We start from the raw sequence: 14,767 nt of genomic DNA, 5'->3' as shown, positions 1-14,767 counted from the left end.
ATGACACGCGTCGCGGTCCTCGGGGGACACGGCAAGACCGGACGATCGGTCCTCGCCGCCCTCGAGGGCCGCGGCGCCGTCGGCGTGCCGCTGGGCCGGGCCGACTGGCCCGACCTGGCCGGCGCGCTGCGCGGGTGCGACGCGGTGTATGTCGTCGCGCCCAACCTGCACCCCGACGAGCCGGCGTACGTCGCCGCGGCGATCGAGGCCGCACGCGTGGCGCGGGTGCGCCGGATCGGCTACCACTCGGTGGCCTCGCCGTACGCCCCGGCGCTGCCGCACCACGTGGGCAAGGCCGTGGCCGAGGACCTGGTACGCCGCTCCGGGCTGGCCTGGACGATCCTCCAGCCCGGCGCCTACCTGCAGAACCTCGACCTCACCGGCCCGGTGCGCCTGGCCTACCGCGCCGAGGCACCGTTCGGGTTCGCCGACCTGCGCGAGGTCGGCGAGGCGGTCGCCACCGTGCTGCTCGAGCCGGGCCACGAGGGCGCGACCTACGAGCTCGCCTCCCGGCGCAGCAGCGTCGCGGAGCTGGCCGCCGAGGCCGGCGTCGAGGTGGAGGTGGTGAGCCCTCGGCAGTGGGCCGCCACCGACGGCGCGGCTCTCGGAGAGCGCGAGCGCGAATGGCTGCTCGCGATGTTCGACTACTACGACCGCCACGGCCTCCCGGTCGGCACTCTCCCGCTCGCCGCGCTGCTGGGCCGGGACGCGGAGCCCGCCCGGCGCGCATGATGGCCCGATGAGCCACCGACCACTGACCGTCATCACCGGCGGCACCCGGGGCATCGGGGCCGCCACCGCGCTGCGCCTGGCCCTCGACGGGCACGACCTGGTGCTCGGCTACCGCGAGGACACCGAGGCCGCCGAGGAGTGCCGCCTGGCCGTCGAGGACGCCGGCGCCGGCTGCCAGCTGGTGCGCGTCGACGTCACCGAGCCCGGCGGCCTCGACCGGCTCTTCGCCCGCGCCGCCGAGCACGGCACGGTCACCGGGGTGGTCAACTGCGCCGGCGCGACGTTCCGCCTCGCGACGCTCGCCGAGACCCCTGTCCAGGTGATCCACGACAGCGTCGCGCTCAACCTCAGCGCGGCGCTGCTCTGCGCACGGGCCGCGGTCCACGCGATGGGCACGACGTACGGCGGACGTGGCGGGGTCCTGGTCAACCTCAGCTCGGTGGCGGCCAGCCTCGGCGCGCCGGGGGAGTACGTCCACTACGCCGCGGCCAAGGCCGGCGTCGAGGCGCTCACCGTCGGCCTCGCCCAGGAGGTCGCCGCCGAGGGCATCCGGGTGGTCGCGGTGGCGCCGGGGATCATCCGCACCGGCATCCACGCCGACGCGGGGGACGCGGGGCGTGCCGAACGGGTGGGTGCACAGGTGCCGCTCGGGCGGGCGGGGGAGCCCGCGGAGGTCGCCGACGCGGTGGCCTGGCTGATGAGCGCGGAGGCCTCCTACGTCACCGGCACCACGCTGCGCGTCGGCGGCGGGCGCTGAGGCACGGGCACGGGCACGGGCACGGGCACGGTGTGCGCGGGGCAGGCTCACCGGCCCTGCGTAGCCTCGAGGGTGTGAGCACCGCACCGTCCACGAGCCTCCTCGACGACCGCTACGCCCGCGAGCTGCCCGAGCTGGTGGTGCCGTGGTCCGCCGCCGAGGCGCCCGACCCCCAGCTGCTGGTCCTCGACGACGACCTGGCCCGCGACCTCGGCCTCGACCCCGACTGGCTGCGCACGCCCGAGGGGGTGCGGTTCCTGACCGGCACCGCCCTGCCCGACGGCGTCCGCCCGGTCGCCCAGGCCTACGCCGGGCACCAGTTCGGCGGCTACTCCCCGCGCCTCGGCGACGGGCGCGCGCTGCTGCTCGGCGAGCTCACCGACCGCGCCGGCCGCCGCCGCGACCTGCACCTCAAGGGCTCGGGTCGTACGCCGTTCGCGCGCGGCGGCGACGGGCTCGCGGCGGTGGGCCCGATGTTGCGCGAGCACGTCGTGAGCAGCGCCCTGCACGCGCTCGGAGTCCCCACGACCCGGGCGCTGGCGGTGGTCGCGACCGGCGGGGCGGTGCAGCGCGAGACCGTGCTGCCCGGGGCGGTGCTGGCCCGGGTGGCGGCCAGCCACCTGCGGGTCGGCACCTTCCAGTACGCCCGCGCCACCGACGACGTCGACCTGCTGCGCCGCCTCGCCGACCACGCGATCGAGCGGCACCACCCGGCCGCGCGCGACGCCGAGCAGCCCTATCTCGCGCTGCTGGAGTCGGTCGCGGTCGCCCAGGCCGAGCTGGTGGCGCGATGGATGATGATCGGATTCATCCACGGGGTGCTCAACACCGACAACGTGACGATCTCGGGGGAGAGCATCGACTTCGGGCCGTGCGCGTTCCTCGAGGGCTACGACCCGGCGACCGTGTTCAGCTCCATCGACACCGGCGGGCGCTACGCCTACGGCAACCAGCCGGCGGTCACCCAGTGGAACCTCGCGCGCTTCGCCGAGGCGCTGCTGCCGCTGATCGACGAGGACCAGGAACGCGCCGTCGCGATCGCCACCGAGGCGCTCGGCAGCTTCGGGCGTGCCTACGTCGCCGCCTGGGCCGAGGGGATGCGCGGCAAGCTGGGGCTGGCGGGGGGAGCTGTGTCGGAGTCCGGCTCGGGCTCGCTCGAGGACGAGGCGGTCATCGAGCTGGGCCAGGCGCTGCTCGAGCTGCTCCACGGGGCCCGGGTCGACTACACCTCGGCGTTCCGGGCGCTGGGGCAGGCGGCGCGCGGGGAGCGCGAGGCCTTCCGCGAGCTGGTCCTCGACCTCCCGGCCGCCGACGCCTGGCTGGACCGGTGGCTGGCGCTCGGCCCCGACGCGGACGCCATGGACCGGGTCAACCCCGTCTACATCCCGCGCAACCACCTGGTCGAGGAGGCGCTCGATGCCGCGACCGAGGGCGACCTGGACCCGCTGCGCCGGCTCGTCGACGCCGTGTCGCGCCCCTTCGACGTACGACCCGGGCTGGAGCGGTACGCCGCCCCGGCGCCCGAGGGGTTCGGGGACACCTTCCAGACGTTCTGCGGGACCTGACGGCGGGCCCCCGGCTGTAACGTCAGGGCTCGATCAGCCCCGCCCGGATCGCGTAGCGGGTGAGCTGGGTGCGGTCGCGCATGCCGAGCTTGGCCAGGATGTTGGCGCGGTGGCGCTCGACGGTCTTCGGGCTGATCACCAGGGCGGCGGCGATCTCGCGGGTGGAGGATCCCTCGGCGATCAGCTTCAGCACCTGGTCCTCGCGCTCGGTGAGCACGGTGTCCGGCACCCGCTCGCCGCGGCGCAGCCGGGCGAGGTAGTCGCGCACCAGCGTGCCCATCGCGCCGGGGTAGACGAACGCCTCACCGCGCATCGCCGCGCGCACGGCACCGACCAGGTCCTCGTCGGCGACCGACTTCAAGACGTAGCCGCTGGCGCCGAGGCGCAGCGACTCGAAGAAGTACTGCTCGTTGTCGTGCATCGACAGCATCAGCACCCGCGGCGGGTCGCGGCGCCGGGCGATCTCGCGGGCCGCCTGGAGGCCGGTCGTGCGCGGCATCGCGATGTCCAGCACGACCAGGTCGACGGGCGTCTCGCGCAGCAGCCGCACCGCCTCCTCGCCGTCCCCGGCCTCCGCCACCACGCTCAGGTCGGGCTCCTGCTCCAGGATCAGGCGTACGCCGCGGCGTACCAGCGCGTGGTCGTCGGCGAGCAGGATCCGGGTCACGGCCGCACCCCGGGCGCCAGCGGCACCACCAGGCGGACCCGGGTCCCGGCGCCGGCACCGCCCTCCACCCGGAGCGTGCCGCCGACCAGCAGCGCCCGCTCCCGCATGCCGCTGACGCCGGCGCCGGGGACGATCGAGCCGGGTCCGTCGCGCCCGTCGTCGCAGACCTCCAGCACGACCGTGTCGCCCAGCCGGGTCAGCGAGACGGCGACCTCACGTGCACCGGAGTGCCGGGCGGCGTTGGTGAGCGCCTCCTGGGCGACCCGGTAGACCACCAGCTCGACGTCGGCGCTCAGCGGCGGCAGCCCGGGCGCCACGGTGCGTCGCACCCGGGCGGTGCCGTGGGCCTCGAACTCGCTGCACAGCGCGGCCAGCGCGCTGCTCAGCCCGAGGTCGTCGAGCACGCCCGGGCGCAGCTGCCGCGCCACCCGGCGTACGTCGTCGAGCGCGGCACGGGTGCTGTCGCGCACCAGCTGCAGCTCCGCGAGCAGGTGCTCGGGCGCGTGCTGCTGGACCTGCTTGAGGCCGAGCAGCACCACCGTCAGGCTCTGGCCGACCTGGTCGTGCAGCTCCTGGGCGATGCGGTGGCGCTCGGCCTCCTGGGCGGCGAGCGCCCGGGCGCTGCTCGCGCGCTGCTCGGCCTCGAGCCGGTCCAGCATCGCGTTGGCCCCGCGCACCAGCTGGGCGCCGGCGCCCTCACCCGGGTCGTCGAGGCGGTCGCCGGGGCGCATCCGGTCGACCTCCGACATCTGGCGGACCACCCGGTCGACGGGGCTCAGCGAGGAGCGCAGCAGCAGCGCGTCGAGCGCCAGCACGACGGCGAGGCCGGCGAGCACGACCACGACCTCGGTCCGCGCCGCCTCGGCAGAGATCCGGGCCGGGGAGAGGAGCAGCAGCGCCGTCGCCGCGGCGAGCACCGCACCGTTGACCAGGCAGACCTGCCCGAGCAGCGGCATCCTCGCGAGGAACCTCGGGGAGCGCACGTGCGACAGCGTGGCCCACGCCGGCGCCGCTGTCACCCCTCCTGGAGGACGCGAGATGGGTGGCAGCCCCCATTCCGCCGGACACCGCCCGGGCCGAGGATCGGGGCGTCGGCCGGACCTGGCGGGGAGCAGCGCAGGGAGGACGGCCAGGGCGCCGCCCGTGACCTTCCCCCCGATCCGCACTGCTCGCCCGGTCCGCCGACGCCAGCCGCCGCCCGGCGCTGGCTGATGACCGCCGGGAAAATTTTCATGACGTCTCTGTGACGAGCGGGCGCAGCCCACGGGTGTCAGACAGTCTGACGGCGGCGCGAGCCTCTTCTCCGCCGCGCCGGCAGCCCGCCCCCCAGAGAAAGAGCTCCCTGTGACGAAATCACGTGCGCTGGTCGGCCTGACCGGCTTCGCGCTGGTCGCCTCGGTGACCGCCGGTCTCTCCCCGGCCACGGCCCTCGACCCACCGTCGGCCCCCACGGCCGCCGAGCCGCGCGGCTCCGGTGCGGGCCGCGGCCCGGCCACCGCGACCCGGGTCGACCCGCTGGAGCGGGCCGAGGTCGCCCGGTCCGCCGCCGCGGCGCCGGTCGCGGGCAGCCCGCTGGAGATGCCCACGTCCTACCCCTTCCAGCCGCGGCTGCGCTTCTACCGCGACAACCCCGACGACGCCGCGCACACCGCGGCGCTGCTCGGCCACCCCGACCTGGCGCCGCGGCTGACGGAGCTGATGAAGGTCAGCGACCGGATCTCGGTGCAGGTCGTCGGGCAGTCCACCGAGGGACGCGACCTCTACCTGGTCACCCTGACCGCGCCCGAGCGGGCCGAGGACACCGCCCAGCAGACGGCCTGGCGCGACAAGATCAAGAACGACCCGACCGCCGCGGCCGCCGACAAGCAGCTGCTCGCGCAGTACAAGACGCCGATCTGGATCAGCAACAACATCCACGGCAACGAGTGGGAGGGCACCGACGGCGCCCTGCGCTACATCGAGCACCTCGCCACCGCGCCGCTGTCGGAGGTCGGCGGGATCCTGCGCAACAACCGGGTCTACTTCTCGCCCTCGCTCAACCCCGACGGTCGCACCAACGCCACCCGGGCCACCGCGCTCGGCCTGGACCCCAACCGCGACATGATCACCAACACCACGCCGGAGACCCGGTCGTTCATCCGCACCGCCCAGGCGATCCAGCCGATCTACGCCGCGGACTTCCACGGCTACACCAGCGTGCTGCAGCTCGAGCCGTGCGGCCCGCCGCACGGCTCCAACTACGAGTACGACCTCTACATCCCCCACAACTACGCGCTCTCGCTCGCGGTGGAGCAGCGGGTCGTCGACGCCGCGATCCCCGGCAACACCTACTACAACGTCGAGACCGGCGAGGTGGTGCCGGAGAACACCGGCCCGGAGACCGCCCACGTCAAGATCCCCTACCGCGACACCCCGGACGGCTGGGACGACTTCCCGCCGATCTTCACCGCCCAGTACGCCGCGTTCTACGGCGCCGCGAGCGCGACCGTCGAGCTCCCGCTGACCCGGGGCGCCGCAGGCGGCACCCGGCAGACGCCGGAGCGTGCGGTCGTCAACGTCGAGGTCGCCGAGGAGACCATGGCCGGCATCGTCGACTACCTCGACGACTCCGCCAACGCCCGGGAGATGCTGCTCAACCAGATCGAGACGTTCCGCCGCGGCGTCGCCGGTGAGCCCAAGACCGCGCTCACCGAGGCCGGTGTGGACAACGTGCCGGGGCCCTCGCAGTGGAAGGAGCTGTGGGACGTCGTCGACGACCAGGAGCCGGTCACCCTGCCGCGGGCCTACGTGATCCCGAAGGGCGAGGGGCAGCGCTCGGCGAGCGACGCGGCCCGGCTGGTGCGCCAGCTGCTGCTTCACGACATCGAGGTCGGCACCCTGGACGCGCCCACGAGCGTCGGTGGCACGACGTACCCGGCCGGCTCCTGGGTGGTCGACATGCACCAGCCGCTGCGCGGCCTGGCCAACTCGCTGCTCGACCTCGGTGACGACATCTCCTCGAAGGTGCCCTCGATGTACGACATCTCCGCCTGGAGCCTGTCCTACCTGTGGGGCGCGACGGTCGACAAGGTCGGCCTGACCACCGACGCGCCGCTCGGCGCGACCACTCCGATCGAGGCGCCGGCGTCCGGCGCCGCGGTGCCGGACGGCCCGGACCACCTCAGCCTCGAGCTCGCCGGGGTCGCCGACTTCCAGGCGCTCAACGCGCTGCTGGAGGACGGCGTGGCGGTGTCGATGCTGACCGACGGCGTCGCGGTCGTCGAGCCCGCGGGGTACGACGAGGCGGCCGCGGCCGCGGAGGAGTACGACGTCGCCTTCGAGGCCGCCAGCGAGGCGGACCTCGACGCCCTCGACGACCCGGGGACCCGGGACCTGCAGGACCTCACGATCGCCTACGTCGGCACCCAGGACGACCGGCTCTCGCTCACCGAGCTCGGCTTCGACGACCTGGTCCAGGTCACCGCGGCCTCGCTCGAGACCACCCCGGCGCTGCTCGAGGGGGTCGACGCGATGTGGATCGGCAGCGCGTTCAACCCGGCCGCCGGCTCGGTGGCACACACCCGGGTGCAGGCCCTCCTCGACGACGGGGGCGCGCTCGTGGGCCGCAGCACCGCCGCCTTCAACGCCGCGCAGTCCTTCGGGCTGCTCACCGGCACCGCCGTGGCCGGCAACCGCGCGGGCAACGGCATCGTCGCGGTCGACACCCCCGCGGACTCGCTGTTCGCGGCGCACCCCCAGGACGCCTCGTTCATCTACCCGGCGGCCTGGTTCACCGGGCTCGGCGCCGGCGTGAAGGTCGAGCAGCGCTACGGCGCGGACCCGCTGCTGGCCGGCCACTGGCGCCAGTCGCCGGACGGGGCGGGCGGGCCGGTGCCGGACGGCCCGGCGAGCGCCGCCGGCCAGGCCTCGGTGGTCTCCGCGGAGGCCGCCTCGGGCGCCCGTACGGTCGTGTTCGGCACCTCGGTGTTCTTCCGCAACCACCCGAAGGGCGGGCTGAGCCAGGCGGCGACCGCGCTGTTCTGGGCCGCCCCCGAGGGTGCGGGCGTCGTCGCGCCGGGAGAGGTGGGCGTCACCATCGAGCCGGTCGCGAAGGTGACCTACCCCGGGGCGGCCACGGTCCGGGTGAGCACCTCCGGTGCCACCGGCCCGGTCGACGGCATCGTGGAGCTGCTGGTCGACGGCCGGGTCGTCGCCACCGGCCCGACCACGGGCGGCACGGCGTCGCTGCGGGTGCCCGGCCTGCGACCCGGGGCCACCTCGGTCGTCGCCCGGTTCACCCCGAGCGACCCGGCGTACGACGTCGCGACCAGCGCGCCGGTGACGGTCCGGGTGGCCAAGGCCGCCTCGCGGACCGCCCTGAAGCTGACGCGGGTCGATGGCCCGGGTCGCGGGCAGGTCGCGGCCACGGTCCGGGTCGTGGTGCCGCGGCTGCCGGCGGTCGGCACCCTCGTGCTGAGCGACCGGGGCCGGGTCGTCCGCACCCTGCGGCTGACCGCGGCCGACGCCGGCAGCCGCACCGTGCGGCTCCGGCTCGGTGCCGGTCGCCACGTCGTGAAGGCCACGTTCGCCGGCACCGCCCTGGTGAAGGGGAGCTCGGCGAGCAGGACCGTCACCCTGCGCTGAGGCCGTGCGCTGAGGCGAAGCGGTAGGAGAGGTGGCAGGAGCAGAGGAGGGCCGGCATCCCGTGGGGGTGCCGGCCCTCCGGCTGCCGGCGGGGGCGGGGAGCAGCCGTGGAGCCCGCTGATCTGGACCTGGTCGTGCTCGCCGGTGCGCTGGTGCTGCTCGCCGCGGTGGCGGCGGTGCGGCTCTCGACCCGCGCCGGGCTGCCCAGCCTGCTGGTCTACCTCGGCATCGGGCTGGCGATCGGGGAGTCCGGGCTCGGCTTGCGCTTCGAGGACGCCGAGCTGGTCCAGGTGCTCGGCAACGTCGCGCTGGCGATGATCCTCGCCGAGGGCGGGTTCACCACTCGGTGGTCGACGGTGCGGCCGGTGGCGCCGTTGGCCGCGGTGCTGGCGACGGTGGGGGTGTTCCTCAGCGTCGCGGTCACCAGCGGGCTCGCCTACGGGGTCCTCGACGTCGACCTGCGCACCGCGATCGTGCTGGGGGCGGTCGCCTCCTCCACCGACGCCGCCGCGGTGTTCGCGGTGCTGCGCCAGATGGCCGTGCGCGGTCGGCTGCGCGCGGTCGTCGAGGTCGAGTCGGGGTTCAACGACCCTCCGGTGATCATCCTGGTCACCGTCGTCACCTCGGATGCCTGGGACGAGACCGGGGCGCTGGGCATCGCCGGCCTGATCGGCTACCAGCTCCTCGCCGGCGTCGTGCTCGGCGCCGTGGTCGCCCGCGCCGGTGTCTGGCTGCTCGTGCGCAGCGCGCTGCCGGCGGCCGGGCTCTACCCGCTGGCGACCGTCGCGATCGCGTTCGTCGCGTTCGCGGTCTCGGGGCTGGCCGGTGCCAGCGCGCTCATGGCGATCTACGTCGCCGGGCTGGTGCTGGGCAACGCCCGCCTGCCGCACCGCGGCGCCACCGACAGCTTCGTGGAGGGGCTCGCCTGGCTGGCCCAGATCGGGCTGTTCATCATGCTCGGCCTGCTGGCCAGCCCGAGCCGGCTGCTCGAGGCGCTGCCCACCGCGCTCGTCGTCGGGAGCGCGCTCACCCTCGTCGCGCGCCCGCTGTCGGTGCTCGTGTGCGCGACGCCGTTCCGGGTGCCGCTGCGCGACCAGGCCTTCATCAGCTGGGCAGGGCTGCGCGGCGCCGTCCCGATCGTGCTGGCCACGATCCCGATGAGCGTCGGGCTGCCCGGTGCCGAGCGCATCTTCGACGTCGTCTTCCTGCTCGTCGTGCTGTTCACGCTCATCCAGGGGCCCACCCTGCCCTGGGTCGCGCGCCGCACCGGCGCGGCGCTCGACGTGGGTCCGCGCGACGTGGCGATCGACGCCGCGCCCCTCGACGAGCTGGACGCCACGCTGCTGCAGTTCGCCGTGCCGCCGGACTCCCGCCTCGCGGGCGTCGAGGTCTCCGAGCTCCGCTTCGGCCCCGAGGTGGCGGTGGCGCTGGTGCTGCGCCAGGGCGCGTTGTTCGTCCCGCACTCCGCGACGGTGCTGCGCGGCGGTGACCAGGTGCTCCTCGCCGCGCCTCGCGACGCGACCGCCCGGATCGAGCGGCGGCTGCGCCAGGTCGGCCGTGAGGGCCGGCTGGCGGGCTGGTACGCCGACCTGCCCCGGCGCCGCGGCGTACCACCGTCGGCGGGGTAGGGCGGCGCCTGTTGGCAACACCTGCCACCGAGCAGGCGATCCCTTGGGTCAAGTTGCCCTGCTCCGGGGTGGCTGGCGTCACTAGGTTCGACGCATGAGGGTCCTGCTTGCACTGGGCGGAAACGCCATGGCCAATGCCGACGGGCGTGTCCGCGCCGACGACCAGATCGGTGCCGCGACGCTTGCCGCCGGCTCGATCGCCACGCTCGTGGCCGCGGGGGTCGACGTGGTGGTCACCCACGGCAACGGACCCCAGGTGGGCAACCTGCTGGTCAAGAACGAGCTCGCCGCCCCCGTCGTCCCGCCCGTCCCGCTCGACTGGTGCGGCGCGCAGACCCAGGCGACGCTCGGCTTCGTGCTGATCGACGCCCTCGACGCCGCGCTCACCCGGGCCGGGGAGACGCGTCGTGCCGCCGCTCTCGTGACCCGCACCCGCGTCTCCGCCAGCGACCCCGGCTTCATCAACCCCGCGAAGCCGATCGGTCGCTACCTGCCGGCCGAGGAGGCCCGGGTGCTCGTCGAGCACGGCGAGACCTGGGAGGACCGGGGCTCGAAGGGCTGGCGCCGGGTGGTCGCCTCGCCGGAGCCGCTCGAGATCATCGACGCGCCCGCCATCACCGCGCTGGTCGACGCCGGGTTCGTCGTGGTCGCGGCGGGCGGCGGCGGCATCCCCGTCGTCGCCGAGCCCGACGGGAGCCTGCGCGGAGTCGAGGCGGTCATCGACAAGGACCTCGCGGCGGCGCTCCTGGCCCGCCACGTGGGCGCCGAGGTGATGGTCGTGGCGACCGACGTACCGGCCGCTGTCCTGCACTACGGCACGCCCCAGGAGGAGCCGCTCGGCGAGGTCACCGTGACCCGCATGCGCGAGCTCGCCGCCGAGGGCCACTTCGGCTCCGGCTCGATGGGACCGAAGGTCGACGCGGCCTGCCGGTTCGTCGAGCGCGGCGGAGAGCGCGCCGTCATCACCCGTCTCGACCTGATCACCGAGGCAGTCACCGGGTCCGGCGTCGGCACCGTCGTCGTGCCCGGGTGATCCCGGCCGTCCCACATCCCACCACCGCACCGCCCCTACCGGAAGGAAGTCCATTGCCCGACGCCATCGAAGTACGCAAGGTCCCGATCCACTCCGTCGCCGACGCCTCCGAGCTCGCGAAGCTCATCGACGAGGGCGTGATGAAGGCCGACCGCGTCATCGCGATCATCGGCAAGACCGAGGGCAACGGTGGAGTCAACGACTACACCCGGATCATCGCCGACCGGGCGTTCCGCGAGGTGCTCATCGAGAAGGGCGCCCCGGCGGAGCAGGTCAAGCAGGTCCCGATCGTGTGGTCCGGCGGCACCGACGGCGTGATCAGCCCGCACGCGACGATCTTCGCGACCACCGACGTGCCCGCGGACCACCCCTCGCGCGAGGAGCAGCGCCTCACCGTCGGCTTCGCGATGAGCGAGCAGCTGCTGCCCGAGGAGATCGGCCGTACGCCGATGATCAGCAAGGTCGCCGACGCGGTGAAGGTCGCCATGGAGCGCGCCGGGATCACCGACCCCGCCGACGTGCACTACGTGCAGACCAAGACCCCGCTGCTGACCATCCACACGATCCGCGACGCCAAGTCGCGCGGCAAGACCGTGTGGACCGAGCACACCCACGAGTCGATGGACCTCTCCAACGGCGTCACGGCGCTCGGCATCGCGGTCGCCCTCGGCGAGATCGAGATGCCGACCGACGAGGACGTCATGCACAGCCGCGAGCTGTACTCCGCGGTCGCCTCGTGCTCCTCCGGCGTCGAGCTCGACCAGGCCCAGGTGGTCGTGGTCGGCAACGCGACGGGTGTCGGCGGTCGCTACCGCATCGGGCACTCGGTGATGAACGACGCCCTCGACGCCGACGGCATCTGGAACGCGATCAAGGACGCCGGCCTCGACCTCCCCGAGCGCCCGCACCACAGCGACCTCGGCGACAAGCTGGTCAACGTGTTCCTCAAGTGCGAGGCCTCCCAGGACGGCACCGTCCGGGGTCGCCGCAACGCGATGCTCGACGACTCCGACGTGCACTGGCACCGCCAGATCAAGTCCTGCGTCGGCGGCGTGACCGCGGCCGTGACCGGCGACCCGGCCGTCTTCGTGTCGGTCTCCGCAGCCCACCAGGGCCCCGAGGGCGGCGGCCCGGTCGCCGCCATCGTCGACCTGGGCTGAGCGCCCCGCACCACCTGCACCACCTGCAGCACCTCTCAGGGCCCGGCCGCCTCCGCGCGGTCCGGGCCCTGACTGTTGCGCCGAGTCGGCGCCAATGGTGCGCCGAGTCGGCGCCAATGGTGGCGCGACCGCTGTCTGGAAGGATCGTGCGCGTGGAGAACCCCCGGCGCCGTCCGGCGCTCGAGGCGTCGATGTCCGCGCACGAGCTTCGTCGCTGGTACTGGCGCAAGGACGAGCTCGCGGCGTTCGCCCGCGCGCTCGGGGTGAGCGCGGCCGGCGCGAAGGCCGAGATCGTCGAGCGCGTCTGCGCGGTCCTGGACGGCGTCGCGGTCCCCGAGGCGGCGCCGGCTCGCCGGACCACCGGGACCCAGCTGCGCGGACCGCTCTCGGAGGCCACGCTGATCCCGCCCGGGCAGCGGTGCAGCCAGGTGCTCCGCGCCTGGTTCACCGCCCAGGTCGGTGACGGGTTCGGCTTCGACAGGCCGATGCGCGAGATGATCGCCGCGGCCGACGGCACCACGACCCTGGGCGACGCCCTGCGTGTGTGGCACGCGACCCGCGACCGTCCGCCCGAGGAGATCGGTGAGCAGTTCGAGCTCAACCGGTTCACCCGCCGTTGGTACGCCGCGCACCCGGGCGGCTCACGCGCGGAGCTCGCGCGGGCCTGGGCCGACTACCGCGACACGCCCGTCGAGGAGCGCGGCCCCGCCTGAGCGCCCGGCGTACGGCGGGGGACCGGGCCTAGGAGCGCCACATCCACTCCATCTCCGCGACCGTCGCGTCGTACGCCGCCACGCCGGCGAGCTCGCGCACCACCCGCAGCGACAGGTCGATGCCGGCCGAGACGCCGGCGGAGGTCCACAGCCGCTCGTCGCTGCGCACGAACCGGGGGCCGCGATCGACCCGCACCGTGGGGTCGATCGCCGCCAGCTCGTCGTACGTCGTGTGGTGGGTCGTCGCGTGCCGCCCGCGCAGCAGCCCCGCGGCGGCAAGCACCATCGAACCGGTGCACACCGACATCAGCAGCTCCACCTCGGCGGCGCGGTCGCGCAGCCAGGCCAGCACCTTCTCGTCGCCGACCAGCGCCCGGGAGCCGGACCCGCCGGGGACCACGAGCAGGTCGGTCGGCGGGCAGTCCTCGAGGCCGTGCCGCGGGACGACCGTGAAGCCGCCGCGACCGCTCACCGGCGCCCCGTCGACCGAGACCGGCACGACCTCGAAGGCGGCCGGGTCGGTCAGCTCGCCGGCCACGTTGAACACCTCGTAGGGTCCCGCGTAGTCGAGGACCTCCATGTCGTCGAAGGCGAGGATCGCCACGGTGCGCGTCTGGGTCACCTCGCCATCGTGGCAGTCCGGCGCCGCGGCGGGGAGGGGGCTGCTCAGGAGTCGAGCCACTCCCGGATCGCCGGACCGTGCTGGTCGAGGGTCGGGGGAGCGGTGTGCGCCGAGCGGCCGCCGGAGAACGGGTTGTCGTCGAAGCGGATCGGCGAGCCCGGCAGCTCCACGGTGCCCTGGGTGGCGTGCTCGACCGAGAGCAGCAGGCCCTGCGAGCGGGTCTGCTCCCAGGCGTAGACGTCGTCGAGGGAGCGCACCTTGCCCGACGGGATGCCGGCATCGGCGAGCAGCGCCAGCCAGTGCTCGGCCGGCTGGGCGGCGAAGAGCCCCTCGAGCACGGCGATTAGCTCGTCGCGGTGCGCCACGCGCTGCGGGTTGGTGGCGAACCGCTCCTCGGCGGCGTCCAGGCCGAGCGCGGTGCACAGGGCACGCCACAGCCCCTCGGAGCCGCAGGCGATCTGGATCGGCGCGCTCGCGGTCGCGAACATGCCGTACGGCGCGATCGAGGGGTGGTGGTCGCCGGCGAGCCCGGGCACCTCCTTCGCGACCGTCCACCGGGTGCCCTGGAAGGCGTGCACGCCGACCATGCCGGCCAGCAGCGAGGTCCGCACCACCCGGCCGAGCCCGGTGCGCTCGCGCTCGTGCAGCGCGGCGAGCACGCCGTACGCGCCGTTCATGCCGGCCAGCAGGTCGGCGATCGGGACCCCGACCTTGGTGGGGGCGGCGGTGCCGGTGAGCGACATCAGCCCGCCCTCGCCCTGGGCGATCTGGTCGTAGCCGGCCCGCTTCGCCTCGGGTCCGTCGTGGCCGAACCCGGTGATCGAGAGGACGATGAGGCGCGGGTTGAGCTCGTGCAGCCGCTCGACGGAGAAGCCGAGACGGTCCAGGACCCCGACGCGGAAGTTCTCCATCAGCACGTCGGCACGCTCGACGAGCCGGGCCAGCACGTCGCGGTCCGCCTCGGCCTTGAGGTCGAGGACGATCGACTCCTTGTTGCGGTTCGCCGACATGAAGTACGTCGACTCCTGCTCACCCGGCTCCCCGACGAAGGGCGGGCCCCACGACCGGGTGTCGTCACCGGTGGGCGACTCCACCTTGATCACGCGGGCGCCCATGTCCCCGAGCATCATCGCGGCGTGCGGGCCCGCGAGCGCGCGGGTGAGGTCGAGGACGAGCAGGTCGCTGAGGGGTCCGTCGGTCATGCCCGCACCCTGCCACCGTCTGCGACAGGCCCGGAACGGCAACTCTCGACAGGACTGTCGGTCCC

12 protein-coding genes are annotated in these 14,767 nt (G+C 74.5%); 8 read left to right on the top strand and 4 right to left on the bottom strand.

Annotated features, from left to right (window positions below):
• From GFH29_RS14805 to GFH29_RS14795, 3 genes are all read left to right on the top strand, one after another.
• Positions 1–732 (top strand): SDR family oxidoreductase, encoded by a 732-nt coding sequence (locus GFH29_RS14805; protein WP_153324575.1) that lies wholly within the window; start codon positions 1–3, stop codon positions 730–732.
• Between the two features lie 7 nt (positions 733–739).
• On the top strand, positions 740–1,489 hold the full coding sequence (locus GFH29_RS14800) for an SDR family oxidoreductase (protein WP_153324574.1): 750 nt from the start codon (positions 740–742) through the stop codon (positions 1,487–1,489).
• 74 nt (positions 1,490–1,563) lie between these two features.
• Positions 1,564–3,054 (top strand): protein adenylyltransferase SelO, encoded by a 1,491-nt coding sequence (locus tag GFH29_RS14795; protein WP_153324573.1) that lies wholly within the window; start codon positions 1,564–1,566, stop codon positions 3,052–3,054.
• A gap of 22 nt (positions 3,055–3,076) precedes the next feature.
• On the opposite strand, the gene GFH29_RS14790 is transcribed toward GFH29_RS14795, so the two are convergent.
• Together GFH29_RS14790 and GFH29_RS14785 are read right to left on the bottom strand one after the other, a co-directional pair.
• Positions 3,077–3,721: a response regulator gene (locus GFH29_RS14790; protein WP_153324572.1), complete on the bottom strand. Its 645-nt coding sequence runs from the start codon at positions 3,719–3,721 to the stop codon at positions 3,077–3,079.
• Entirely contained in the window at positions 3,718–4,704 is a 987-nt protein-coding gene (locus tag GFH29_RS14785) for a sensor histidine kinase (protein WP_228387517.1), read from the bottom strand. Before GFH29_RS14785 ends, GFH29_RS14790 begins: the two co-directional genes overlap by 4 nt.
• Before the next feature lie 361 nt (positions 4,705–5,065).
• Here GFH29_RS14785 and GFH29_RS14780 point away from each other — a divergent pair, with 361 nt between their 5' ends.
• From GFH29_RS14780 to GFH29_RS14760, 5 genes are all read left to right on the top strand, one after another.
• Positions 5,066–8,344: a M14 family zinc carboxypeptidase gene (locus GFH29_RS14780; RefSeq protein WP_228387516.1), complete on the top strand. Its 3,279-nt coding sequence runs from the start codon at positions 5,066–5,068 to the stop codon at positions 8,342–8,344.
• 107 nt (positions 8,345–8,451) lie between these two features.
• The gene (locus tag GFH29_RS14775; RefSeq protein ID WP_153324571.1) at positions 8,452–9,972 is read left to right on the top strand and encodes a potassium/proton antiporter; all 1,521 of its coding nucleotides are present in this window, start codon (positions 8,452–8,454) and stop codon (positions 9,970–9,972) included.
• Between the two features lie 94 nt (positions 9,973–10,066).
• A complete protein-coding gene (locus tag GFH29_RS14770) occupies positions 10,067–11,005 on the top strand; it encodes a carbamate kinase (protein ID WP_153324570.1) in 939 nt (312 codons plus the stop codon).
• Between the two features lie 53 nt (positions 11,006–11,058).
• Positions 11,059–12,165 (top strand): ring-opening amidohydrolase, encoded by a 1,107-nt coding sequence (locus GFH29_RS14765; protein ID WP_153324569.1) that lies wholly within the window; start codon positions 11,059–11,061, stop codon positions 12,163–12,165.
• 152 nt (positions 12,166–12,317) lie between these two features.
• Entirely contained in the window at positions 12,318–12,878 is a 561-nt protein-coding gene (locus tag GFH29_RS14760; protein ID WP_228387515.1) for an SAP domain-containing protein, read from the top strand.
• A gap of 28 nt (positions 12,879–12,906) precedes the next feature.
• On the opposite strand, the gene GFH29_RS14755 is transcribed toward GFH29_RS14760, so the two are convergent.
• On the bottom strand, positions 12,907–13,500 hold the full coding sequence (locus tag GFH29_RS14755; protein ID WP_228387514.1) for a DJ-1/PfpI family protein: 594 nt from the start codon (positions 13,498–13,500) through the stop codon (positions 12,907–12,909).
• A gap of 44 nt (positions 13,501–13,544) precedes the next feature.
• Positions 13,545–14,702: a CaiB/BaiF CoA transferase family protein gene (locus GFH29_RS14750; protein ID WP_153324568.1), complete on the bottom strand. Its 1,158-nt coding sequence runs from the start codon at positions 14,700–14,702 to the stop codon at positions 13,545–13,547.
• Between the last annotated feature and the right edge of the window lie 65 nt (positions 14,703–14,767).

Origin of the sequence: Nocardioides sp. dk884 (assembly GCF_009557055.1) — a bacterium.
In the GTDB taxonomy this organism is placed as follows: Bacteria; Actinomycetota; Actinomycetes; order Propionibacteriales; family Nocardioidaceae; genus Nocardioides.
The sequence above is the reverse complement of the archived record's forward strand: the minus strand, read 5'-3'. Positions and strand labels throughout refer to the sequence as shown.